General features: G+C 64.3%; 24 protein-coding genes and 1 tRNA gene. 9 read left to right on the top strand and 16 right to left on the bottom strand.

Annotated features, from left to right (window positions below; translation table 11 throughout):
- Positions 1-69: 69 nt before the first annotated feature.
- Positions 70-1,107: a substrate-binding domain-containing protein gene (locus MLD63_RS04195; RefSeq protein WP_255328632.1), complete on the bottom strand. Its 1,038-nt coding sequence runs from the start codon at positions 1,105-1,107 to the stop codon at positions 70-72.
- Between the two features lie 170 nt (positions 1,108-1,277).
- Between MLD63_RS04195 and MLD63_RS04190 the strand changes: the two genes are divergently transcribed.
- Genes MLD63_RS04190 through MLD63_RS04180 form a run of 3 tightly spaced genes read left to right on the top strand, consistent with a single transcriptional unit; the run spans position 1,278 to position 3,671 of the window.
- Positions 1,278-2,039, top strand: coding sequence for a LamB/YcsF family protein (locus tag MLD63_RS04190; protein ID WP_255328631.1), 762 nt, complete (start codon positions 1,278-1,280; stop codon positions 2,037-2,039).
- Entirely contained in the window at positions 2,036-2,734 is a 699-nt protein-coding gene (locus tag MLD63_RS04185; RefSeq protein ID WP_255328630.1) for a 5-oxoprolinase subunit B family protein, read from the top strand. The genes MLD63_RS04190 and MLD63_RS04185 overlap by 4 nt, the downstream gene beginning before the upstream one ends.
- Positions 2,727-3,671, top strand: a complete 945-nt coding sequence (locus MLD63_RS04180; RefSeq protein ID WP_255328629.1) for a 5-oxoprolinase subunit C family protein — start codon at positions 2,727-2,729, stop codon at positions 3,669-3,671. The genes MLD63_RS04185 and MLD63_RS04180 overlap by 8 nt, the downstream gene beginning before the upstream one ends.
- Here the strand turns inward: MLD63_RS04180 and MLD63_RS04175 are convergent.
- Together MLD63_RS04175 and nth are read right to left on the bottom strand one after the other, a co-directional pair.
- Positions 3,668-4,681 (bottom strand): adenosine kinase, encoded by a 1,014-nt coding sequence (locus tag MLD63_RS04175; RefSeq protein ID WP_255328628.1) that lies wholly within the window; start codon positions 4,679-4,681, stop codon positions 3,668-3,670. The two genes, MLD63_RS04180 and MLD63_RS04175, sit on opposite strands and share 4 nt — an antisense overlap.
- The gene (nth, locus tag MLD63_RS04170) at positions 4,678-5,340 is read right to left on the bottom strand and encodes an endonuclease III (RefSeq protein ID WP_255328627.1); all 663 of its coding nucleotides are present in this window, start codon (positions 5,338-5,340) and stop codon (positions 4,678-4,680) included. The genes MLD63_RS04175 and nth overlap by 4 nt, the downstream gene beginning before the upstream one ends.
- Positions 5,341-5,595: 255 nt before the next feature.
- On the opposite strand from nth, the gene MLD63_RS04165 reads away from it, so the two are divergent.
- The gene (locus MLD63_RS04165; protein ID WP_255328626.1) at positions 5,596-6,252 is read left to right on the top strand and encodes a YiaD family glycine zipper/OmpA-like lipoprotein; all 657 of its coding nucleotides are present in this window, start codon (positions 5,596-5,598) and stop codon (positions 6,250-6,252) included.
- A gap of 72 nt (positions 6,253-6,324) precedes the next feature.
- On the opposite strand, the gene MLD63_RS04160 is transcribed toward MLD63_RS04165, so the two are convergent.
- The 5 genes from MLD63_RS04160 to MLD63_RS04140 form a co-directional block, all read right to left on the bottom strand.
- Positions 6,325-6,885 carry a F0F1 ATP synthase subunit B gene (locus tag MLD63_RS04160; protein WP_255328625.1) on the bottom strand — a complete coding sequence of 187 codons (561 nt, stop codon included), beginning with the start codon at positions 6,883-6,885 and terminating at the stop codon, positions 6,325-6,327.
- Entirely contained in the window at positions 6,882-7,499 is a 618-nt protein-coding gene (locus tag MLD63_RS04155) for a F0F1 ATP synthase subunit B' (RefSeq protein WP_255328623.1), read from the bottom strand. The genes MLD63_RS04160 and MLD63_RS04155 overlap by 4 nt, the downstream gene beginning before the upstream one ends.
- Positions 7,500-7,582: 83 nt before the next feature.
- Positions 7,583-7,819, bottom strand: coding sequence for a F0F1 ATP synthase subunit C (locus MLD63_RS04150; RefSeq protein WP_101751961.1), 237 nt, complete (start codon positions 7,817-7,819; stop codon positions 7,583-7,585).
- Positions 7,820-7,871: 52 nt separating this feature from the next.
- Positions 7,872-8,627, bottom strand: coding sequence for a F0F1 ATP synthase subunit A (locus tag MLD63_RS04145; RefSeq protein WP_255328621.1), 756 nt, complete (start codon positions 8,625-8,627; stop codon positions 7,872-7,874).
- A gap of 2 nt (positions 8,628-8,629) precedes the next feature.
- The gene (locus tag MLD63_RS04140) at positions 8,630-9,028 is read right to left on the bottom strand and encodes an AtpZ/AtpI family protein (protein WP_255328620.1); all 399 of its coding nucleotides are present in this window, start codon (positions 9,026-9,028) and stop codon (positions 8,630-8,632) included.
- Between the two features lie 195 nt (positions 9,029-9,223).
- Here MLD63_RS04140 and MLD63_RS04135 point away from each other — a divergent pair, with 195 nt between their 5' ends.
- Genes MLD63_RS04135 through MLD63_RS04125 form a run of 3 tightly spaced genes read left to right on the top strand, consistent with a single transcriptional unit; the run spans position 9,224 to position 11,422 of the window.
- Complete coding sequence (locus tag MLD63_RS04135) at positions 9,224-9,595, top strand: ArsR/SmtB family transcription factor (RefSeq protein WP_255328619.1); 372 nt, start codon at positions 9,224-9,226, stop codon at positions 9,593-9,595.
- On the top strand, positions 9,579-10,505 hold the full coding sequence (locus MLD63_RS04130; RefSeq protein WP_255328618.1) for a PfkB family carbohydrate kinase: 927 nt from the start codon (positions 9,579-9,581) through the stop codon (positions 10,503-10,505). The genes MLD63_RS04135 and MLD63_RS04130 overlap by 17 nt, the downstream gene beginning before the upstream one ends.
- Positions 10,502-11,422: a pseudouridine-5'-phosphate glycosidase gene (locus tag MLD63_RS04125; RefSeq protein WP_255328617.1), complete on the top strand. Its 921-nt coding sequence runs from the start codon at positions 10,502-10,504 to the stop codon at positions 11,420-11,422. The genes MLD63_RS04130 and MLD63_RS04125 overlap by 4 nt, the downstream gene beginning before the upstream one ends.
- 17 nt (positions 11,423-11,439) lie before the next feature.
- On the opposite strand, the gene MLD63_RS04120 is transcribed toward MLD63_RS04125, so the two are convergent.
- The 5 genes from MLD63_RS04120 to MLD63_RS04100 all read right to left on the bottom strand — a co-directional run bounded on the left by MLD63_RS04120 (position 11,440) and on the right by MLD63_RS04100 (position 15,581).
- The gene (locus MLD63_RS04120) at positions 11,440-12,126 is read right to left on the bottom strand and encodes a fumarylacetoacetate hydrolase family protein (RefSeq protein ID WP_255328616.1); all 687 of its coding nucleotides are present in this window, start codon (positions 12,124-12,126) and stop codon (positions 11,440-11,442) included.
- A gap of 35 nt (positions 12,127-12,161) precedes the next feature.
- Positions 12,162-12,917 (bottom strand): ABC transporter permease, encoded by a 756-nt coding sequence (locus tag MLD63_RS04115; RefSeq protein ID WP_255328615.1) that lies wholly within the window; start codon positions 12,915-12,917, stop codon positions 12,162-12,164.
- Positions 12,918-12,923: 6 nt separating this feature from the next.
- Positions 12,924-13,724, bottom strand: coding sequence for an ABC transporter ATP-binding protein (locus MLD63_RS04110; protein WP_255328614.1), 801 nt, complete (start codon positions 13,722-13,724; stop codon positions 12,924-12,926).
- Entirely contained in the window at positions 13,724-14,488 is a 765-nt protein-coding gene (locus MLD63_RS04105) for an ABC transporter permease (protein WP_255328613.1), read from the bottom strand. The genes MLD63_RS04110 and MLD63_RS04105 overlap by 1 nt, the downstream gene beginning before the upstream one ends.
- A 109-nt stretch (positions 14,489-14,597) precedes the next feature.
- Entirely contained in the window at positions 14,598-15,581 is a 984-nt protein-coding gene (locus MLD63_RS04100) for an ABC transporter substrate-binding protein (RefSeq protein WP_255328611.1), read from the bottom strand.
- Positions 15,582-15,736: 155 nt separating this feature from the next.
- Here MLD63_RS04100 and MLD63_RS04095 point away from each other — a divergent pair, with 155 nt between their 5' ends.
- A complete protein-coding gene (locus tag MLD63_RS04095) occupies positions 15,737-16,441 on the top strand; it encodes a FadR/GntR family transcriptional regulator (protein ID WP_255328610.1) in 705 nt (234 codons plus the stop codon).
- A 47-nt stretch (positions 16,442-16,488) separates the two neighbouring features.
- Complete coding sequence (locus MLD63_RS04090; protein ID WP_255328609.1) at positions 16,489-18,702, top strand: NADP-dependent isocitrate dehydrogenase; 2,214 nt, start codon at positions 16,489-16,491, stop codon at positions 18,700-18,702.
- Between the two features lie 85 nt (positions 18,703-18,787).
- Here the strand turns inward: MLD63_RS04090 and MLD63_RS04085 are convergent.
- From MLD63_RS04085 to MLD63_RS04075, 3 genes are all read right to left on the bottom strand, one after another.
- Positions 18,788-18,862, bottom strand: a tRNA-Val gene (locus tag MLD63_RS04085).
- Between the two features lie 126 nt (positions 18,863-18,988).
- Positions 18,989-21,406 (bottom strand): endopeptidase La, encoded by a 2,418-nt coding sequence (gene lon / locus MLD63_RS04080; protein ID WP_255328608.1) that lies wholly within the window; start codon positions 21,404-21,406, stop codon positions 18,989-18,991.
- Positions 21,407-21,551: 145 nt separating this feature from the next.
- Complete coding sequence (locus tag MLD63_RS04075) at positions 21,552-22,958, bottom strand: sensor histidine kinase (protein WP_255328607.1); 1,407 nt, start codon at positions 22,956-22,958, stop codon at positions 21,552-21,554.
- Positions 22,959-22,991 lie beyond the last annotated feature (33 nt).

Here is a 22,991-nt window from a genome sequence, read left to right as displayed (position 1 = left end):
CGGGGTCAGGATGTTGCTTGGACGGACCCGGGGCGAAGGATCACTCCCCCGCCCCGGACCGGATCTTGTTTACTGCATCACCGCTTCTTCAGCGACCGCAGCCTGCGTGGCGGCCAGTTCCGGATCCGGGACCAGACCATACTCGCTCAGCGGGCCGCCGGGACCGGCCATCGCGTCCGAGACGAAGAACTCGGTGTATTCCTTCAGGCCGGGGATAACGCCGATATGGTCCTTCTTGACGTAGAAGAACAACGGACGCGAAACCGGATATTCGCCCGAGGCGATGGTCTCGGTCGAAGGCGTGACGCCCGACATCGTCGCGACCTTCAGCTTGTCGGTGTTGTTCTCGTAGAAGGACAGACCGAACACGCCGATGCCGTTCTTGGCGCTGTCGATGCGGGCCAGGGTCTCGGTGTAGTCGCCATCGATGTCCACCGACTTGCCGTCGGTGCGGATTTCCATGCACATCTCTTCGGCCTTGTCCTCGTCACCGCCATTGGCTTCGGCGAAGGCAGCCATCGCGCCCGAATCCTCGCAGCCCTGCAGGATGACCTTCTCCTCGAACACTTCACGGGTGCCGTGCTTGGTGCCGGGGATGAAGGCCATGATCTCTTGGTCGGGCAGATCGGCGTTCACTTCGTTCCAGTTGGTGAAGGTGTTTTCCTGAACCGCGCCGTCGACCACGACGTTCTTGCCAAGCGCCATGAACCAGTCGGTCGGGGTGAAGACGAAGTCGTTGCCGTCGATGTCGCTGGCAAAGACGATCCCGTCATAGCCGATGCGGACTTCCATGATGTTGGCGACGCCGTTCGCCGCGCATTCCTCGCGCTCGCTGTCCTTGATCTGACGGCTGGCATTGGCCACGTCGATCGTGCCTTCGCCGACACCTTCGCAAAACTGCTTCAGGCCGGCCGACGAGCCGCCGCCTTCCACGACCGGCGCCGGGAAATCGAAGTTCTCCGCGAAGGCCTCGGACGCGATGGTCGCGTAGGGAAGGACCGTCGAGGACCCGGCGACCTGGATCTGGTCGCGCGATTGCGCGGTGGCGACGGTCGCCGAAGCGGCGATGATCGCCAGTGCCGAGGTGGTGATGATGCGCATGCTCATGGCAGACTCCTGATGATGGCAGCGTTTCTTTCCAGCGCCGAACTAACGGGTTCCTGCGACACTTATGTGACCTGAATGTGAAGGTTGTATGACACTGCGCAAATGTCTTCGGATCGGCGGCTGGTCATCGCCGCCACGACGTGCATGATCGGCCGAAAGGAAGTGTGTTCATGCGGATCGATCTGAATTCCGACCTGGGCGAGGCTTACGGCGCATGGTCGATGGGCGACGATTCGGCGATGCTGGATGTTGTCAGCAGCGCGAACATCGCCTGCGGCGCCCATGCTGGCGACCCCGAGGTGATGTTTACCACCCTGCAGACGGCCGCCGCGAACGGTGTCGCGATCGGTGCCCATCCCGGCTATGCCGACCGCGAGGGTTTCGGCCGACGGGTGATCCCGATGTCGCCCGCTCAGGCAGCCCGGATGATGGTCGCGCAGATCGGCGCGCTGCAGGCGCTGGCCGCGCTGGCAGGGGCGCGGGTATGCTACGTCAAGCCGCACGGGGCCTTGGCAAACCTTGCCGCCGCCGAGCCTGAGCTGGCCCGAACGCTCGCCCGCGCGGTGCGCGACCTGGACCCGAGCCTTGCCGTTCTCGCGATCTCGGGCACGGCCCTTGATCAGGCCGCACGCGCCGAGGGGATCGAGACATATTCGGAAATCTTTGCCGACCGCGCCTATCTTCCCGACGGCCAGCTGATGCCGCGCGCACGAAGCGAAGCAGTCCTGCATGACGCGGATGCCGTCGTGAAACGGCTGATCGACTGGCTGGACGATGGAACAATGCCTGCGGGCGATGGCGGGCGCGTGCGACTGGCCGGGCAGTCCATCTGCGTCCACGGCGACACACCCGGGGCCGTGGACATGGCGCGCCATATCCGATCACGGCTGACCGATGCCGGTGTCACCATTGCCCCCTTCCTTTCGTCATGAGTCTGGCTGCGACGGTGGACACACCGCGGATCACCCCCGTCGCCGATCGCGCGATCCTCGTCGTCTTTGCCGATGATATCACCGAAGCGGCGCATGAAGCTGTGCTGCGGCTCGACGCCGCTTTGCAGGACAGCGCGGCGCCGGGCATCGTCGAGACCGTTCCGGCTTTCGTCAGTCTGCTGATCGTCTTCGATCCGATCCGCACCGACCACAACGCTGTGGCAGGTCTGGTCCGCGCCTCGCTGTCGCGCCCGGCAGCTCGGACGGCATCGCCACAAATTCACGATATAGCCGTCTGCTATGACGGCGATCTCGCGCCCGATCTGGACGATGTCGCACGTCTTGCCGGGATGTCGCGTGACGCAGCGATCGCAGCACACCTCGCGGGCGACTACAGCATCTTCATGTACGGTTTCGCGCCGGGCTATGCCTACATGGCGGGCGTTCCCGAAAGTTTGCGACTCGACCGCAAGCAAAGCGCGCGGCGCGGTGTCCCGGCAGGCAGCGTCTTGATCGCGGGGCCGCAATGCCTGGTCTCGACCCTTACGATGCCGACGGGCTGGTGGGTCATCGGGCGCAGCGACGCGACGATCCTGCGCGATGATCCGGAGCGGCAGTTCCTGTTCGATGTCGGCGATCGTGTCCGGTTTCGCCGGGTTCGCCGGGACGAGCTGAAAGGTCCAGCGAATGGCTGACGCCGTCCTACAGATAGGTCACGCGGGACCGCACGCGTCATGGCAGGATGCCGGACGGCCTGGTCGCATGCGGTTCGGCGTGCCCGCGTCCGGTCCGATGGACCGCATCGCGTACGCAGCGGCCAATCGCGCGCTAGGCAATCCCGACGGCCAACCCGCAATCGAGATTTCGCTGGGCGGTCTTCGCCTCGTCTGCCTGTCGGGCGAGATCGGCATCGCGGTCGCCGGCGGCGGCTTCGTGGTCGAGACAGGCGAGATCGTCACCGGCTCATGGTCGGTGCTCAACCTCGCCGCCGGCGAAACGCTTTCCATCCGGCCAGGACCCTGGGGGTGCTGGACCTATCTCGGTTTCGCAGGCAGGCCCGATGTGGCGCACTGGCTGGGCAGTGCCGCCACCCATGCGTTGTCGGGACTGGGCGGCGGCGCCCTTCAACCGGGGCAGACCCTCACCATCGCCGACGCCGCCCCCGGACCGGCAGCCGCTCGGCGCATCCCCTGCCCGGTCTGGGCGCGACCGCAGGACGAACTGCATGTCGTGATCGGCCCACAGGATCGCTTCTTTCCGCCCGAGGCAATCGAGGCATTGTCTGCGCAGGCCTTTGCGCTGACCGATGCCTATGACCGAATGGGCGTGCGATTGTCCGGTCCGCTTCTGACGCCTCTGAACTCGCTCAGCATCCCCTCCGAGCCCGTCCTGAGGGGTTCGGTCCAGGTTTCAGGCGACGGCGTCGCGACGGTGCTGCTGGCCGACCACCAGACGACCGGCGGCTATCCGAAGATCGCGACGATCATCGATGCCGATCTGGACGGCTTCGTGCAGTTGCGACCGCACGATCCGGTCGCCTTTCGGAAGGTGACGGCGGACCGGGCGCTGCAGATCGCGCGCCAGCGGGCGCAGATCCACCAGGATTGGCTGAACGGGCTGGGACGCGGTTAGATCAGGCCCTCGGCCCGGAAATCGGCACGGATGTCCCGTTCGGGACGCGGGCCGACATGGCTGATGACCTCTGCCGCCGCGATGCAGCCCATCCGGCCCGCGGCAGCCAGCGGTGCCCCGGTCGCAAGTCCGTAGATCAGGCCGGCGGCGAACTGGTCACCCGCACCGGTCGCGTCCACCGGCACGATCCGGTGGACCGGCGCCTCGACCCGCTCACCCCGCCGGATCAGGACAGCCGGCTCACCGGAACGGGTGCAGATCACCGTGTCGCAATCCGCCGCCGCCAAAGCCAGCGCATCCTCGAGGTCCTCGGTCTGGTAGAGCGAGGTCCACTCATGGACGTTGCCGATCACGTAGTCCATCGGCCCGGCGACCAGCCTGCGGAAATCCTCGCGGTGGCGGTCGACGCAGAACGGATCGGAAAGCGCGATCCCCGCCTGCCCGCCCGCTGCGTGGCAGGCCTCTGCCGCCTTGAGGAAGGCATCCTTCCCCTTTGGCTTATCGAACAGATAGCCTTCCAGAAACAGCCAGCCCGCGCCCTGAAAAACTGATGGATTGACGTCATCGGACCCCAGTTCGGCCGAGATGCCGAGATAGGTGTTCATCGACCGCTCGCCGTCCGGGGTCACGAAGATGATCGAACGCGAGGTCGGCAACGTGTCACCACCCACAGGTGGGTTCACGAACACGGTCCCGGCTGCCTCGGTCTGCTCGGCATAGGAAAGGCCTAGCGCGTCGTCGGCGACCCGTCCAATGAACGCGGTCTTCAAACCGAGCGAGCCGATCCCCGCAAGCGTGTTCGCGACCGATCCACCCGGCACAAGCCGTGCCTGCGCCCGGCCCGGCCCGTGATCATCGGCCTGCGCCGCCATCAGATATTCCGACCGCTCGCGTTCGATAAGCTGCATGATCCCCTTCTGGATACCCAGCGTCTGAAGACGCGCGTCATCTGTCGGGGCGATCACGTCCATCACGGCATTGCCGATCCCGACGACGTAAGGGGTGGTCATACGGTCTTCTCCTCGTAGGGGCACAGGTCGTTGATGATGCAGTCGGGGCACCGCGGCTTGCGCGCGACACAGATGTAGCGACCGTGGAGGATCAGCCAGTGATGCGCGTGTTGCTGAAAGCGGGCGGGGACATTGTCCTCGATCGCGCGCTCGACCTCTTCGACATCGCGTCCAGGCGCGATCCGGGTGCGGTTGCCGACGCGAAAGATATGTGTGTCGACCGCCTGCCCCGGATGACCGAATGCGCAGTTCAGGACGACATTCGCGGTCTTGCGGCCCACACCCGGCAGGCTCATCAGCGCGGCGCGGCTGTCGGGCACCTCACCGCCGAAATCCTCGACCAGGATGCGCGAGAGGGCGATCACGTTCTTCGCCTTCTGTCGGAAAAGGCCGATGGTCTTGATGTGCTCGGTCACACCGTCCAAGCCCAGATCCAGCATCTTCTGTGGCGTATCGGCCTTGGCGAAAAGCGCACGTGTCGCCTTGTTGACGCCTGCATCCGTCGCCTGCGCAGACAGCGCGACCGCGACGACCAACGTGAACGGGTTGACGAATTGCAACTCGGTCTCGGGCATCGGGTTCGCCTCGGCAAGCCGCGTGAAGACGGCGACCTGCTGGGCAAAGGGCAAGGGCTGCGGCAAGCGCGTTTGACGGGCCATGTGCGCGCTTGTCGCCGGACGGACGCGGCATTGCAAGCCGGTGCTTCAAGCGCCCGCCCTGCTCACCGCCGGATACCCCGAATGTGAAGCGCTTTCAGCGACTTCCGCCGAACGTGACTGGTGGTTCCATGGGAACCGATGCAGTTTGCCCGCGTTGCCCATGCGGAGGAGCCGCATGGAACCAGAATTCGTTCGCGGCCAAGGCCCTTCGCCGAACTGGCCGGACAAGGACAGCATCAACGGAAAGGATGACAGATGGACACTCGCCTCAAAGTTCTGATCGCGAGCGCGGGCCTGATCGGCCTTGGCGCCTGCACCGATCAATACGGTAACTCGACAATGAGCCGCACGCAGCAGGGCGCGCTCGCAGGCGCCGCGATCGGTGCCGTCTATGGCGCGCAGCGTGACGACGACAGCAACAACCAGGGCCGCGACATCGCGCGCGGCGCCATCGCAGGCGCTGCTGCGGGTGCGATCGCGGGCAACATCCTCGACCGTCAGGCCGCTGCGCTTGAACAGGCCGTGTCGAATCCCAACGTCCAGATCGTGAACCACGGCAGCTATCTGCAGGTCATCCTGCCGGAAGGCATCCTGTTCGCCACCGACTCGGCCGCCGTCTCCGGTCCTGCGCAGAACGACCTTTATGCCGTCGCGCGCAATCTGAACCAGTACCCCAACAGCCGCGTCGAGGTGATCGGTCACACCGACAGCACCGGCAGCGCCGCCTACAACCAAGACCTGTCCGAGCGCCGGGCGCAATCGGTCGCCGGTATCCTGGCCGCCGCCGGGGTCAGCACGTCGCGCCTTGCAGCGACCGGTCGCGGTGCAAGCCAGCCGATCGCGTCGAACGACACCGCCCAGGGCCGCGCGCAGAACCGCCGCGTCGAGATCTTGATCCGGCCGACCTCGTAAAGCCGGACTTCGCAAACGACAAAACCCCCGCGTCACAGACGCGGGGGTTTTTCTTTGGCGATGATGCCCTGGTCAGTTCAGGCGCGTGGCCACGTCATCGATAGCAGCGTCGATCCCGGCCGAACGCTGGCCCTCGGCGACCTGCTTGCGCAGGATGTCCGAAGCCGCGGCGATGGCGGTCTGTACGGCGCGGTCGCGCACGGCCCGGACCGCATCGGCCTCGGCGCTCGCGATCTGATCCTCGGCGCCTTTCAGGCGACGATCGATCGAAGCCTGAAGATCGTTCTTGGCCTTGGCGGCCTGCGCTTCGGCTTCGCGCTTGGCATTGGCGACGATATCGTCCGCCTGGCCCTTCACCTCGCGCTGACGACGCTCGTAGCTCGCATAGATCTCCTGCGCTTCCTCGCGCAGCTGGCGGGCTTCCTGAAGATCGGTGCGAATGCCCTCGGCGCGCTTGTCCAGCATCCCGCCGATGATCGACGGAATGCGGAAGTAGACGAGGATGCCGACGAACAGCAGGAACGCGAGCGTGACGATGAAGTCGGTGTTCGCGAGACTGAAGAACGACCCGGTCGCCGCGGCTGCCGGACCGGCGCTGAGCGCAAGAACGGCGACGATCAGAAGGCGGTTCATTGCATCACCCCTTTCATCCGGCGATCCACGGCAGCGTCGATATCGGCGTTGTCCGTGTTCCCGCCGAAGGCACGCACCAGCTCGGCAGTGACATCGCGGGCAACGGTTTCTGCGTCGGTCTGCGCCGAGTCGCGGATTTCGGCGATGCGCTTTTCGGATTCGGCAGCGCGTGCCGCGATCTCTGCATCCGCATGAGCGATTGCAGCGTCGAGTTCCTTCTGGATCTCGGCCTTGTTCGCGGCGACGATTTTCTGTGCTTCCGAGCGCGCGTCGGCCAGTGCCTTGTCATAGGCGGCCTCGGCCTCTTTCGCCCTTTGCTTGAATTCTTCGGCAGCCATCAGGTCGCCTGTGATCGCGCCCTGGCGGTCCGACAGGACGGCGGCGATCCGCGGCAGTGCGATGCGCGACAGCACCCAGTAAAGCACGCCAAGCGTGACCAGAAGCCAGAAGATCTGGTTCGGGAACGTGTCGAAATTAAGCTGCGGCATGCCGCCGGCTTCGGCGCCATGCGCAGCCGCATCGGCCCCGTGCGACGCAGCCTCGGCGCCGTATTCGGCACCCTCGGCGCCATGTTCGACCGCGGTCGTTGCGGCCTCTTGCAACAGGCTGATCATGTCCTACCCCTTGGCCTAACAGGTCACGATGGGGTGGCAGCGCGACGGATCGCGCCCCACCCCGCCGCAAGGATGGGGCTGGATCAGACCGCGAACATCAACAGAAGCGCGACGAGGAACGCAAAGATCCCCAGAGCTTCCGCGAAGGCGATGCCGATGAACAGCGTCGCGGTCTGGCCGGCGGCAGCCGACGGGTTGCGCAGCGCGCCCGACAGGAAGTTGCCTGCGACGTTGCCCACACCGACGGCGGCAGCGCCCGAACCGATGGCGGCCAGACCGGCACCGATGTATTGACCCAGTTCGGCGATATTACCTTCCATGAAATCTCTCCTTGCGGTTGGAAGTGGTCGATTGATGTCCCGGCTGCGCGCCTCAGTGGGCAGGATGCAGCGCGTCCTTCAGATAGACGCAGGTCAGGATGGTGAATACGTAGGCTTGGATGAAGGCCACCAGCACCTCGAGCCCGTACATCGCCGTGACGGCGAGGATCGAGACGGGCGAGATGACGGCGATGGCCGCGAAGCCCGCGAAAACCTTCATCACGGCGTGCCCGGCCATCATGTTGCCGGCAAGACGAATGGAATGGCTGACGGGACGGACGAAGTAGCTGATGATCTCGATCACGGCCAGGACCGGACGCAGCACCAGCGGCGCGGATGTGACCCAGAAGAGGCCCAGGAAACCGGCGCCGTTTTTCATGAAACCGATCACGGTCACGGTGATGAACACCGCCATCGCCAGCACGCCGGTGACGGCGATGTGCGAGGTCGTGGTGAACGCCTCGGGCAGCAGGCCCAGGAAGTTCGAGAAGACGATGAACAGGAACAGCGTCATGATGTAGGGGAAATATTTGATGCCGTCCTTGCCGGTCACGTCCTCGACCATCTTGTAGATCATGCCGTAGGACAACTCGGCGATGGACTGGATGCGGCTCGGCACGATCGCGCGTCCGCGGGTCCCGACCACCAGCAGGCCGATGATCGCCAGAAGCGTCACGAACATCCACAGCGTGACGTTGGTGGGCGTGTACCACTGGACCGGACCGTCGCCGAACAGCGGCCGGACGATGAACTGATCCATCGGGTGAAATTGAAGACCCGTGCCCTCGCCAGCCGCTTCAGTCGCCACGATCAGTCCCTTTCCTCGTCGTCGTCCCAGGCCGTATCGGCCGATTTTTTCGCGGCCAGATGGGCCGGCAGGTCGGTGCCGGTTTCACCCGGCCGGTTCAGTTCGGCCGCGGTGCGCAGCATCGTCTTGATGCCGGCCGCAAAGCCCAGAAGCGTGAACACGACCAGCATCAGCGGCCGTGTCCCGAACAGGTGATCCAGCCCGAAGCCGACCCCCACGCCGATCCCCAGACCCGCGACCAGTTCGATCACCATGCGCCAGGCGACATGTGCCTGATCGTGGGTCGCCATTTGCCGCGGTCCGGCTTCAGCCGGGGTCTTGGTCTTCAGCCGGGTTTCCAGATCACGCAAACGGGCTGCGTCACGCGCCCGATCCGCATCGCTCCGGGGCCCCTCGGCCATCAACTTTGCCCCCGTTCGGAATTGGCGCGGTGATAGAAAGGAACCTGCGGCAAGTCAAGCAACGGAGGCCATTCTGTAAGTGGCTGTTATGGCATGTTATTTCAGGGCCACTACTGTTTCGCGACGGGTTGCGCCCCTCTGTCGCGGCAAGGCATAGTCAACCCTGGGGTTGAGCATTGACGGACCAAGCAGACGATGGACGACACTTCCGGAGCCACGGATCCGCGTCTGGATCGCATCTTCGCGGCGCTTGCCGACCCCACCAGGCGGCGGGTGCTGAGCATGCTTCTGGAAGATGACATGGCGGTCAGCGACGTGGCCCAGCCCTTCGCCATGAGTCTCGCCGGGATCTCGAAACATCTCGCCGCCCTTGCCGCCGCCGGCCTGATCCGGCAGGAGCGGCGGGGCCGGATCACCTGGTGCAAGCTGGACCCTGACGGGATGAGGGCCGCGTCGGTGTGGATGCAGGGCTTCGGCCAGTTCGATCCGGTCGATCTGGATGATTTCGAGCGCTTTCTGGAACGGGAGATCAGTGCGTGGAACGCGAAGGATGACGAAGCGCCCTGACATCATCTGCATCGGCGCGATGCTGTGGGACATCATCGGTCGCGCCGGCCGCCGGATGGGTGCTGGCCACGATGTGCCGGGACGGGTCGCGCATATTCCGGGCGGTGTGGCGCTGAATGTCGCGGTCGCTCTTGCGCGTTGGGGCATGCGCCCAGCCATCCTGTCCGCAGTCGGACGCGACACTCAGGGCGACGCCCTGATCGCCGAGGCGCAGGCACGGGGTGTGATGACCGATTATCTGACAAGGCGCGCCGACTTGCCGACCGACTGCTATATGGCGATCGAGGACGAGGCGGGCCTTGTCGCCGCCGTCGCCGACGCCCATTCGCTGGAAGCCGCCGGCGCCGCGATCCTGAAACCGCTCGACGACGCCCTGGCCAAATGGACCGGCTCGGTGGTTCTAGACGGCAACCTGACCGCCGCCCTGCTGGCGACGATCTCGACTGACCGGCGTCTGTTCGGCATGGACCTGCGTGTCGTGCCGGCCAGCCCAGGCAAGGCCGATCGCCTGCTGCCACTGATCCGCGCCGGGCGCGGCTGCTTCTATCTCAACCGCATCGAGGCAGAGATCCTGTCGGAGCGCCCCTGCCCTGACGCCGCCAGCGCCGCCCGCGCCGTGGTCGCGATGGGCGCGCCGCGCGTGATCGTCACCGATGGTGGCGAGCAGGTCGCCGAAGCGATGGCAGGCGCACCCGACCTATCCGCCCTACCCCCTTCAGTCCGGATCGCGCGCGTCACTGGCGCAGGCGATTGCTTTCTGGCCGCGCATATCGCAGCCGAACGCGCAGGCGCCGATCGTGAAACCGCCCTGACCCGCGCGACCGAGGCTGCCGCGGCACATGTTGCCGGCCGCGACATGCCCGACAAATCCCTTGCTGCATCAGCGACACCGAAAGACGACACGATATGACGCATCCCCTTCTCGACATCGCACCTTCCGTGGCGGCGGCCCTGGCGGAAGGCCGTCCGGTCGTCGCGCTGGAATCCACGATCATCACACATGGCATGCCTTGGCCGCAGAACCTCGACATGGCGCGGACCGTAGAGGCGACCGTCCGCGATGGTGGGGCCGAACCTGCGACCATCGCCGTGATGGGTGGCAAGATCCGCATCGGGCTGGAAGACGACGCGCTGCAGGCGCTTGCGAAAACGCCGCCAGAGCAGGTGATGAAACTGAGCCGCGCGGACCTGGCCGTCTGTCTCGCGAACGGGCGCACCGGGGCGACGACGGTCGCGGCGACGATGATCTGCGCGGATCTTGCGGGGATCCGCGTCTTCGCGACAGGCGGGATCGGCGGCGTCCATCGCGGTGCCGAGACCAGCCTGGACATCAGCGCCGATCTTCAGGAACTGGCGCGCACGCCGGTGACCGTGGTCGCGGCGGGGGCGAAGGCGATCCTCGATCTGCCAAAGACGCTCGAGGTGCTGGAGACGCTGGGCGTGCCCGTCATCGCATACGGTCAGGACGCCTTCCCGGCGTTCTGGTCGCGCGATTCCGGCCTTTCCGCGCCGCTTCAGATGAACAGTGCAGCGGAAATTGCAAAGTCGGCGCGGTTGCGCGCATCGCTTGGTTTGCCGGGTGGTCAGCTTGTCGCGAACCCCATCCCTGTCGATGCCGAAATCGCTGCCGCCGAGATCAACCCGATCATTGAGCAAGCTCTGAAAGAAGCCATGTCTGCAGGAATAGCCGCGAAGGCCGTCACGCCTTTCCTGCTGTCGCGGATCTTCGAGCTGACCGACGGACGCTCGCTCGACTCAAACATCAAGCTGGTTCTGAACAACGCACGACTTGGCGCTGATATCGCAAAGGAAATGGCGGGCCGCTGACGGCCCGCCAGCCGCGATCAGACCACGCTGACCTCAAGCGGCTCCAGTCCTGCGACCGCGCCTTTCAGCGTGTCGCCACGCTGGACCGCGTTCACGCCTGCGGGCGTACCGGTCATGATCAGATCGCCAGCCTGCAGTTCGTAGTAACGCGACAGGTAGGAAATCTGCTCTGCCACTTTCCAGATCATCTGGTTCAGATCGCCGGTCTGGCGCCGCTCGCCGTTGACGTCGAGCGTGATCTCACCCTCGTCCAAAGCGCCGGTCTTTTCGATCGGGGTCAGCGCGGTCATCGGGGCCGAGCGTTCGAACGCCTTCCCCACTTCCCACGGACGACCCATCTTCTTGGCTTCGCCCTGCAGGTCGCGGCGGGTCATGTCGAGGCCGATACCGTAGCCGTAGACATGGTTCATCGCATCCTCGATCGAGATGTCGCGGCCACCGCTTTTCAGCGCCACAATCAGCTCGATCTCATAATGCACGTCCTTGCTGTGCTCGGGATAGGGAAACTCGCCCGACGTGTCGACGTTGTCGGGGTTCTTCTGGAAGAAGAACGGCGGCTCACGATCTGGGTCGTGGCCCATCTCGATCGCGTGGTCGGCGTAGTTGCGACCGATGCAGTAGACCCGGCGGACCGGAAACAGGGCGTCGGTGCCCTGGACCGGAAGGGTCGCGGGCTTCGGCGCGGAGATCACGTAGTCGGGCATGTCAGGTCCTTTCGTCGTCATGCGCGGGAATTGGGTCAGGTCCGGTTCGACGCGTAGTAGCGGACGCGGCGTTCAAGGACCGCGAAGATTTCGGCGAACAGGAAGGCGAAGAAGAAGAGGACCAGCAGGATGGCCCAGAAGTGCGGCATCAGGAAGTTCGTGGAATAAAGCTCGAACAGCCGACCGAAGCCGATGATGGACACCAGAAGCTGGCCGATGATGACGCCCTTGACGGCGCGGAGCAGGCCGATGCGCACCCCGGCGATGATTTCGGGCAATGCGGCCCAGAAGTAGATTTCGCGGAAGGCCTGCCACGGCGTCGCACCGAAACTGCGTGCCATCTCGACCAGCGAGGGCGAAATCTGCATCACGCCGGCGCGTGCGTTCAGCATGATGATCCAGACCGCGAAGAGCAGCGTGGTGATGATGACGGTCTGTTCGCCGATACCGAACAGCACCATCAGCACCGGCACCAGCGCCGACAGAGGTGCGCTGAGGAACATGTTGACCCAAGGCAGCAGCATCCGGTCGACGATGATGCTCTTCCCCATCAGAATGCCCAGCGGCACGCCGATCAGCGCAGCGAGGATCGTCCCAGTCAGAAAGCCGCGTGCCGTCACCGCCAGCGCCGACAGGAAAGCTTGCGTCGGGATGATCTCGACCATCTTGACCAGCACCGCCGATAGCGGCGGCAGCAGGATCGAGACGTCCATCTGGCCAAGGATCTCCCACAGGATCGCCCAGACGATCAGCGAGGACATCAATGGCAGCTCATAGCCCATGACCTTCATCGCGCGTTACTCCACGTAGGTCCGCAGGGCGGTCCAGATCCGCTCGACCGTATCGAGGTAGTCGGGATCCCGACGCATCGCGTCAGGGGATACGGACCGGTCGATCTTGGGCTCGATCACCTCCGACACGCGGCTCGGACGCGGCAGCAGGACCGCGACCTTGTCCGAGACGTAGACCGCCTCTTCGATCGAGTGGGTCACGAAGATGAAGGTTTTCTTTTCCTGTTCGACCAGCGCCAGCATGTCTTCCTGGAACTTGCGACGGTTCTGCTCGTCCACGGCCGAAAACGGCTCGTCCATCAGCAGCACATCGGCATCGACGGCCAATGCGCGTGCCAGACCGACGCGCTGGCGCATCCCGCCCGACAGCTGGTGCGGAAAGCTTTGCTCGAAGCCCGACAGGCCGACCGCCTTGATATAGCGTTCGGACACAGCCTCGCGCTCGGATTGCGGTACGCCGCGCAGTTCCAGCCCGAAGCCGACGTTACGCAGGACAGTGGCCCAGGGCATCAGCGCGAAATCCTGGAAAACGAAGGCGCGGTCACGTCCAGGCCCCTTCACCGCGCGACCGTTCACCAGCACCTCGCCGCCCGTCGCGGGGATCAGCCCGGCGATGATCTTGAGAAGCGTGGTCTTGCCGCACCCAGACGGTCCCAGCAGCGAGGTCAACTGCCCGCGCGGGAAGTCGAGGGTCATGTTCTCCAGCGCCTTGACGTTGCCTTCGTAGATCTTGGTGACACCACGGACGGCGACGGCAGCGTCCGTCTGGCTGCGGTCCAGCACCGCGGCGGTTTGTTGCATCGACATCAGCGGGCTCCCTTGCGGTCGGGACGCAGCCAGCGCACCTCGATCCATTCCAGAAAATCTAGTGCGATCACGGCGACGGCGATGATCGAGAAGATGGCGGCGTACATCCGCGCGTAATCGGCGCGCGATTGGTTGAAGGTGATCAGGTCGCCGACGCCGGTCGGTGTGATCAGCAGCTCGGACAGGATGGCGCCGATGAAGCCGGCCGACAGGCCAAGACGCAGTCCGGCAAAGATGACGGGCGAGGCAGAGGGCAGGATGATCTTGGTGATGACGTCCTTGCGGCTGCCCAGAAAGGCTGTGCCCATCTCGATCAGCGAATTGTTCGTGCTTCGGACGCCGCTCATCGCGTTCAACACGATGACGGGCATCGCCATGATCAGGACGACCATGACCTTCGCCGTCAGCCCGATCCCGTAAGCCAGCACCAAAAGCGGGATCAGCGCGGCCAAGGGTGCGGCCTGCGCGACGATGAAGACAGGCGACAGCAGCCACTCACCAAAACGCGAAAGGCCCATCCAGACGCCCGCGGCGATCCCCAATGTGGCGGCGATGGCCACGCCGATCAGCAGCGGCTGAAGCGTTTCGGGATAGGCCTGCAGCATCGAGCCGTCCATCAGCATCTGCCACAGCGCGACCATTGTCGCCGAAAAGGTCGGAAAGGCGGGGCTGATCGGGATCCGCCCCCCAATCTCCCACAGTGCGAACACGATCGCGAAGGAGAAATATTTGAGAAAGCGCTTGCTGGTGAAGACGTCGTGCATGCGAAAGCCCGTGTTCGGACGGACGACCTGCGCGCGGGGCGCGCGCGGTCAGCCGCTGGCTTGGGTGGTTCGGCGCGCGACCGGTCCGGGCCGCGCGCCAGAATGAAGATTAGCTGCCCAGCTTTTCCTTGGCGGCATTCAGGGGACGCAGGTCCCAGAAATCCTCGACATTCAGCGTCGCCGGGTCTCCTTCGAGCTGGCCGGATTCGGTGTAGAACTCGAAATCCGCCTTGGCCGCTTCTTCGCCGCCCCCTTCCGGATCATAAAGCCCCCCATCAACCGCCTCCCTGTAATAGGCGTCGACATCGCTCAGCAGTTCGGGCGGCAGATCCGACAGCAGGTTGAAGCGCTGACGCTCCTTTTCGATGATGGTCGGGTCGGCGACCATCTCGCGCCAGGTCGACAGCAGAGCCTCGACCAGAACGTCCACATCTTCTTGGTTCGCATCCAGCCATTCCTGGTTGGCGAACAGCACTTCGTCGCTGGCCTTCACGTCGAACATCGGCAGGACGTTGAACTTGTCGCCGCCTTCGGACAGCAGCAGGTTCTTGTTGGCGATGTCCACGATCGAGGCGGTGATCTGCCCCTTCAGCATCGCGATGACGCGGTTTTCCGAACCCGGTACGTAGGATCGTTCGCCGAAATTGATGCCTTCACGCCGCTCGATGATCGAGGCGATCGCATCGGTCCCGCCGCCGCGCGAGTGCAGCGTGATCGGCTGGCCGTCCATGCCCGCCCAGTCACTGACCTCGGATGTGACGACGGGGAAGAACACCAGCTTCGAGAGCTGGAAGAAGTTTCGCAGCGGTGCCTGAGACTTCTGGATCACCGAATAGGGCGTGCCGATGCCGACATCCATCTGGCCGCTGATCAGCGCCTGGATTGCAAGCTCTTCCTTGCTGAACGTGGTCAGCTCGTAATCGAGACCCTTTTCCTTGGCCCGCTCGAGCGCCACCATGAAGGCAAGCTGTTCGACCGACGCCACGTCGCCCAGGGCCACGCGCACGGTATCGGCCGACGCCGAACCAGCAAGCCCGACAGCCAATGCAGCTGCGCCAACCAGCCCGGTCAACGCCTTTGGCATGAAAGTCATGTTTCTCTCCTCCCCGAAGATGCGGCCCCTCCCGGACCGGCGCGTTGCGCAACCTATTCATGACCAATCCGCAACCAATGCGCAAGTCTTGATTGCAACCAATCTGCTTGGTAGGTGTCGAGACGATAAATCCCCTCCAGCAAGGGCGCGGACGATTGACTGAGAGCTTGGAAAGCAGCGGCGCATTGGTTCAGCTTCGGGCCTATCTGGCGCAGCCCGATGTCGGTGAAGGCCACAGGCTGCCGGCCGAAAGGGTCCTGTGCGGTGAACTGGGCGTAACACGTCCCGAATTGCGCAAGGCTCTGGCGGTCCTGGAATCAGAAGGCGCCATCTGGCGCCATGTCGGCAAGGGCACGTTCGTCGGGACGCGCGCGCTGGCACCCAGCGAGCAGCCCAATTCGCTTTACGACATCTCGCGCAGGCTATCGCCCCATGATGTCATGGAAGCGCGCCTGACGCTGGAGCCGCCCTTGGCCGCGGCCGCCGCGCTTAGCGCCAGCAGCGAACAGATCGCCGAATTGCAGCGGATCACCAAGGCAAGCCGCGCAGCGAAAACCTGGCGTGAATACGAGGCACTCGACAACCGGTTTCACCGCATGATTGCCGAGGGCACGCAAAACGCCGCTCTTCTGTGCCTGTTCGACCAGATGAACGGGTTGCGTCGCGCAGTGGTCTGGGGGCGGCTTCGCCCCGATGGCGTGGCCCCGCGGCCTGACCATCACAGCTTTGCCGAACATGACGCCATCCTGACGGCGATCGCCGATCGCGACTGCCTGCAGGCCGAGCAACGTCTGCGTCGTCACCTGCTGTCGGTGCGCGCCGCGCTTTTCAACCGCGCAGCGCTTGCCGAGAGCGCCTGAATCCGGCACTGAGCGGTCAAATCCAAACTGACACGAGGGGAATGGTCATGGACGACCCGAAATCCGTCGACATCATCTATACAAAGGTGGACGAGGCGCCCGAACTGGCCTCGGCCTCGTTCCTGCCGATCATCCGCAGCTTTGCCGGTGCCGCGGGCCTGAACGTCGCCACCCGCGACATCTCGCTGGCGGGCCGGATCATCGCGGCATTTTCGGATCGTCTGACCGACGCCCAAAAGCAGGACGACGATCTTGCCATCATGGGCCAGTTGGTCAAGAAGCCCGACGCGAACGTCATCAAGCTTCCCAACATCTCGGCCTCGGTCCCGCAGCTTGTCGCCGCAGTGAAGGAATTGCAGGCGCAGGGCTACGACATTCCCGACTACGTCGACAATCCTTCGACCGACGAAGAGCGCGCGAACCGCGCCAAGTTCGACGCCGTCAAGGGCTCGGCCGTGAACCCGGTCCTGCGCGAAGGCAACTCGGATCGGCGCGCGGCAAAGGCGGTCAAGTCCTACGCCCAGAACCATCCCCATTCGATGGGCACCTGGTCAGCCGACAGCAAGACCCGCGTCCTGACGATGGGCCACGACGATTTCCGGTCCAACGAAGTCTCGACCATCGTCACGGCCGAACAGGCCGGTCCCGCGAAGATCGAGCTTAAGACAGACAGCGGCAACACCATCACGCTGAAGGAAGGCTACGCGCTGAAAGAAGGCAGCGTGGTCGACACCACCTTCATGTCGGTCCGGGCCCTGCAGGCATTTCTGAAGGACGCGATCGAGAAGACCAAGGCCGACGGCACGCTGTTCTCGCTGCATCTCAAGGCCACAATGATGAAGGTCTCAGACCCCATCCTCTTCGGCCACGCGGTCCGCGCCTATCTGGCCCCGGTGTTCGAGAAGCATGGCGACGCGATGGCCGCCGCCGGTGCCGATCCCAATCTGGGCCTGGGCACGATGCTGGACCGGCTCGGTTCGGATCAGGCGATCCTGGACGAGATCAAGGCTGTCCTGAACGAACGTCCGCCGCTCTACATGGTGAATTCCGACAAGGGCATCACCAACCTGCACGTGCCTTCGGACGTCATCATTGACGCCTCGATGCCTTCGATCATCCGCGGGGGCGGCAAGGGCTGGGGTCCGGATGGCAAGGAAGCCGACACGACCTGCGTCATCCCCGACAGCAGCTACGCCGACGTCTATGAACAGGCGATCGAGGACATGAAGGCCAACGGTGCGCTGAATCCGGCGACCGCAGGCACCGTGCAGAACATCGGCCTGATGGCGCAGAAGGCCGAGGAATACGGCTCTCACCCGACCACGTTCGAGATCCCGGAAGCAGGCACGGTACGCCTGATCGCGGCAAACGGCGACGAACTGTCCAGCCACAAGGTCGAAGCGGGCGACATCTGGCGTTCAGCCAGCACCACCCGCGCTGCGATCGAGGACTGGATCAAGCTCGCCATTTCGCGCCAGAAGGCCGAGGGCTGCGAAGCGATCTTCTGGCTGAACGCCGATCGGGCCCATGACGCGCAATTGCTGACGATGGTCCGCCCCGCGCTGGAACAGGCGGGCGCCGCCGACCGCTTCCAGATCATGGCCCCGGGTGCGGCGACGACCGCCACATTCGACACGATCCGTCAGGGCAAGACCAGCATCGCTGTCACCGGCAACGTGTTGCGTGACTATCTGACCGACCTGTTCCCGATCCTTGAACTGGGCACCTCGGCCAAGATGCTGTCGATCGTGAAGCTGATGGATGGCGGCGGCCTTTTCGAGACGGGCGCCGGCGGCTCGGCGCCCAAGCACGTCCAGCAGCTCGTGGAACAGAACCACCTTCGCTGGGACAGCCTGGGCGAGTTCACCGCGTTGAGCGAAAGCCTGAAGTTCCTGGCCGATGAGCGCAACGATCCGAAGATCCTTGCGCTGGCCGAAGGGGCCGAGGCTGCGACGCAGGCGATCCTGGAAGGCGAGCTGTCGCCGGGCCGCAAGGTCGGACAGAACGACAACCGCGACAGCCATTTCCACTTCGCGCTGAACTGGGCGAAAGCGCTGTCGGAACAGGACCGCAGTCCCGAACTGGCCGAGCATTTCAGCCAGGTCTATGCGGCTCTGTCGGAAAACCGCGAGACGATCGAACGCGAACTGAAAGAAGGTCGTGGTCAGGCTGTCGATCTGGGCGGCTACTACCACACCGATCCGGCCAAGACCGCGAAGGTGATGCGCCCTTCGGCAACCTTGAACGAGATCATCGGCTGATCCGATCGGGCGTCGCCCTTGCGGCGCCCGTCACCCTGATAAAGCAGAACGCCGACGATCGCAGGATCGTCGGCGTTCGCAATTCTGGTGGGTGATAACGGATTTGAACCGCTGACATCTTCGATGTGAACGAAGCGCTCTACCGCTGAGCTAATCACCCGGTGAGGCGGGTATCTAACGGCGGTGGGTCAGGGTTGCAAGGGGCAAATGCCCTGCGGCTATTCGCATGTGCCGGCAGCAAAAAGGGCCGGCAAAACCGGCCCTTTCAGTGTGGTGGCTGTCCCGGTCAGTGCGCCAGTGCGCCGCTGCCGCTGTCGCCGCGACGCTGGTCGGCGAGGCGCGCGGCTTCCGCCGCCTCCTCGGCCGCCTCGTCCCATTCGACCGCTTCCGGCTTGCGGACCAGGGCGTGACCCAGCACCTCACGAACGTTGTGGACCGGGATGATCTTCAGCCCCTCGGTCACGTTCGCGGGGATGTCGGTCAGGTCCTTCTCGTTGTCCGCCGGGATCAGCACGGTCTTGATGCCGCCCCGCAGTGCCGCGAGCAGTTTTTCTTTCAGCCCGCCGATCGCCAGCACGTTGCCGCGCAGCGTCACCTCACCCGTCATCGCCACGTCCTTGCGGACCGGGATGCCGGTCATCACAGACACGACAGAGGTCACCATCGCGATCCCCGCCGACGGTCCATCTTTGGGCGTCGCGCCTTCGGGGACGTGGACGTGGATGTCGCGCTTGTCGAATTCAGGCGGCTTGACCCCGATCTCGGGCGAGATGGAACGAACGAAGCTCGATGCCGCGTCGATCGACTCCTTCATCACGTCGCCCAGCTTGCCGGTCGTCTTCATCCGGCCCTTGCCAGGCAGGCGCAAAGCCTCGATCTGCAGCAGATCGCCGCCCACTTGCGTCCAGGCAAGACCCGTGACGACACCGACCTGATCATCCTTCTCGGCCAGACCATAGCGGTGCCGACGGACGCCGAGATATTCTTCGGCTTTCGCAGGATCGACCTCGACCGACTTGACCTTGCCCTTCAGGATCTCGGTCACGGCTTTCCGGGCGAGCTTGGCGATTTCACGCTCCAGCGAGCGGACCCCGGCTTCCCGCGTGTAGTAGCGGATCACATGGGTCAGCGCCTCGTCGGTGACGGCGAATTCGCCCTTCCGAAGACCGTTGGCCTTGATCTGCTTCGGCAGCAGGTGCTGCTTGGCGATCTCGCGCTTTTCATCTTCGGTGTAGCCGGCCAGCGGAATGATCTCCATCCGGTCGAGCAGCGGCCCAGGCATGTTGTAGCTGTTGGCGGTGGTCAGGAACATCACGTTCGACAGGTCGTATTCCACTTCAAGATAGTGGTCCACGAAGGTCGAGTTCTGTTCCGGGTCCAGCACCTCCAGCATCGCGGAAGCCGGGTCGCCACGGAAGTCCTGCCCCATCTTGTCGATCTCGTCGAGCAGGATGAGCGGGTTCGTGGTCTTGGCCTTCTTCAGCGCCTGGATGATCTTGCCCGGCATCGAGCCGATATACGTCCGCCGGTGGCCACGGATCTCTGATTCGTCGCGCACGCCGCCAAGGCTGATGCGGATGAATTCGCGTCCCGTGGCGCGCGCGACCGAGCGGCCGAGGCTGGTCTTGCCGACGCCCGGAGGGCCGACGAGGCACAGGATCGGACCCTTCAGCTTGGCCGAGCGGTTCTGGACCGCCAGATACTCGACGATCCGCTCCTTGACCTTCTCGAGGCCGTAGTGATCCGCGTCCAGCACCTCTTCGGCCTTGCTCAGATCCTTCTTGGTGCGCGACTTCACGCCCCACGGCAGCGCCAGCAGCCAGTCGAGATAGTTGCGGCTGACCGTCGCTTCCGCCGACATCGGCGACATGGATTTCAGCTTCTTCAGCTCGGCCTGCGCCTTTTCACGCGCTTCCTTGCTGAACTTGGTCTTCTCAACCTTCTCTTCCAGTTCGGCAATCTCGTTCTGACCCTCGTCGCCATCGCCGAGTTCCTTCTGGATCGCCTTCATCTGTTCGTTCAGGTAGTACTCGCGCTGCGTCTTCTCCATCTGGTTCTTGACGCGCGACTTGATCTTCTTCTCGACCTGCAGGACCGACATTTCGCCCTGCATCAGGCCATAAAGCTTCTCCAGCCGCTCGGCGACGTTCAGCGTTTCGAGCAGATCCTGCTTCTTCTCGATCTCGACGCCCATATGGCCGCTGACCAGATCGGCGAGCCGCGCTGGCTCGCGCGCTTCCGCAACGGCGGTCACTGCTTCTTCAGGGATATTCTTGCGCACCTTCACATAGCGCTCGAACTCCTCGGCGACCGTGCGCAACAGCGCGGTGGCGGTGTCGGTGTCGCCTGGCACTTCCTCAAGCGCGGCGGCATGCGCTTCGAAATAGTCGTCATTTTCGATGAAATCGGTGATTTCAACACGCTCACGCCCCTCGACCAGCACCTTCACGGTGCCGTCGGGCAGCTTCAGCAACTGCAGCACATTGGCCAGAACGCCCGTGCGGAAGATTCCGTCGCTTTCAGGTTCGTCGACCGCGGCATCCTTCTGCGCGGCCAAAAGGATCGGCCTGTCACCGTCCATCACCGCTTCAAGAGCGCGGACCGATTTCTCGCGACCAACGAAAAGCGGCACCACCATGTGCGGAAACACCACGATGTCGCGAAGCGGCAGAACGGGATAAGTCTGTGACGTGGATACGTTCATTCGTTTTCCTTTCATGCCCGAAGCCACGGCCCCGTCATTATGGCGACGCGCGGCCCCTGCACCGCAAAATCTAGGGTCAGCGCGCGTGCGATTCAATGGCGCAGTAGAGTCCTGGTGAAACCACTCTTAACACCTGCGCACGCTTCTATCGCGGAAGCACGATCTCGGCCCTCAGCCCGCCAAGAAGGGCCCCGCGCCCCAGTCGAAGCTGCCCGCCATGCGCGCGCGCCACATCGGCTGCGATCGACAGGCCAAGCCCCGCACCGCCATGAACCTGGTCGCGGTTCCGCGCCGGATCGAGGCGGGTGAACGGTCGCATCGCCTCGTCGCGCCGATCTTCGGGGATGCCCGGACCATCGTCTTCGACAGCGATCACGAAGCTGCGGGCGCCTAGGATGGCATCGACTTCAGCCAGACTGCCGTAACGGACGGCATTGCCGATCAGGTTTTCAACCGCACGCCTCAGCGTGTCGGGCCGGAAGGTCGCTGCGGCGGTCTCATCGCCTTCGATGCGGCTCAGCGACACCGCCTGCCCTGCCCTCTGCGCGTCACCGACCAGCGCGCGGACGAAAGGCAAGGCTGGCAGACGCTGTGGGGGTCCGTCCTGCGCCTCGTCGCGGGCAAAATCCAGAAACGCCTCGACCATATGAGTCATCTCGGCGATATCGGATTCCATCGCGACCAGATCGGCCTCGTCCGGGGGCAGGTCCGGCGACATCATCGACAGGCCCAGTTTCAGCCGGGTCAGCGGCGTGCGCAGATCGTGGCTGATCCCAGACAGCATTAGCTTGCGCTGTTCGTTGCTGCGTTCGATCCGGTTGCGCATGTCGAGAAAGGCTGCACCCGCGCTGCGAACCTCGGCAGCGCCGCCGATCCGGTAGGGCACCACCCTGCCCCGCCCGTATTCCTCGGCCGCCGTGGCCAGCCGCTTGATCGGACGCAACTGGTTCCGCAGGAAGATGATCGCGATTCCCGACATCAGCATCGCCGTCACGGCCATCAGCACCAAAAGCTGATGCGGGTTCGAGGCGCTGACCCTTTTGCGTTCGAACCCCAGGCTGTAAGGGCCGAAGGGACCGATCATCGTGATCGCGACTCGCTTGTAGTCGGTGGTCAGGTCAACCGCACGGATCTGCGGTATTTCGGCTCGAAGCTCTTCGATCACGACGCGCCCGGACAGATCGTAGAATTTGCGCGCATCCGCCTCGGCGGCGTCGGGATCGGGCAGCCGCAGGGTCAGGCCCAGGGGGGCTGCGATCGACTCGCCGGCCAGCCCGGCTGTCTCGGTCCCCTCGGCGCGTTCTATCCGGCGCGCAACCAGCGCGATCTCCTGCGCCATGCTCGCGGTCATCTGCCGCGTCACGCCCTCGAAATGGCGCTGCAGGAACATCACCGAGACGACCAACAGCAGGGTCACGATCGGCAGCACCAAAATCAGGGCGGCGCGGCCATAGATGCCACGCGGCAGAATACGTTTGGCCAGGTCGCTGCGAGCGCCGTCGCGCCGCAGCCACGTCCCCTTCAGTCTTTCGCTACGGACCCTGTCGGCCATGGTATCCCCGCCTCGCCACGGCTAGGCTAGCCC

This window comes from Paracoccus albicereus (assembly GCF_024359525.1).
Taxonomy (GTDB): Bacteria; Pseudomonadota; Alphaproteobacteria; order Rhodobacterales; family Rhodobacteraceae; genus Paracoccus; species Paracoccus albicereus.
Note: the sequence above shows the minus strand (reverse complement) of the source record. Positions and strands in the feature narration are given on the sequence as shown.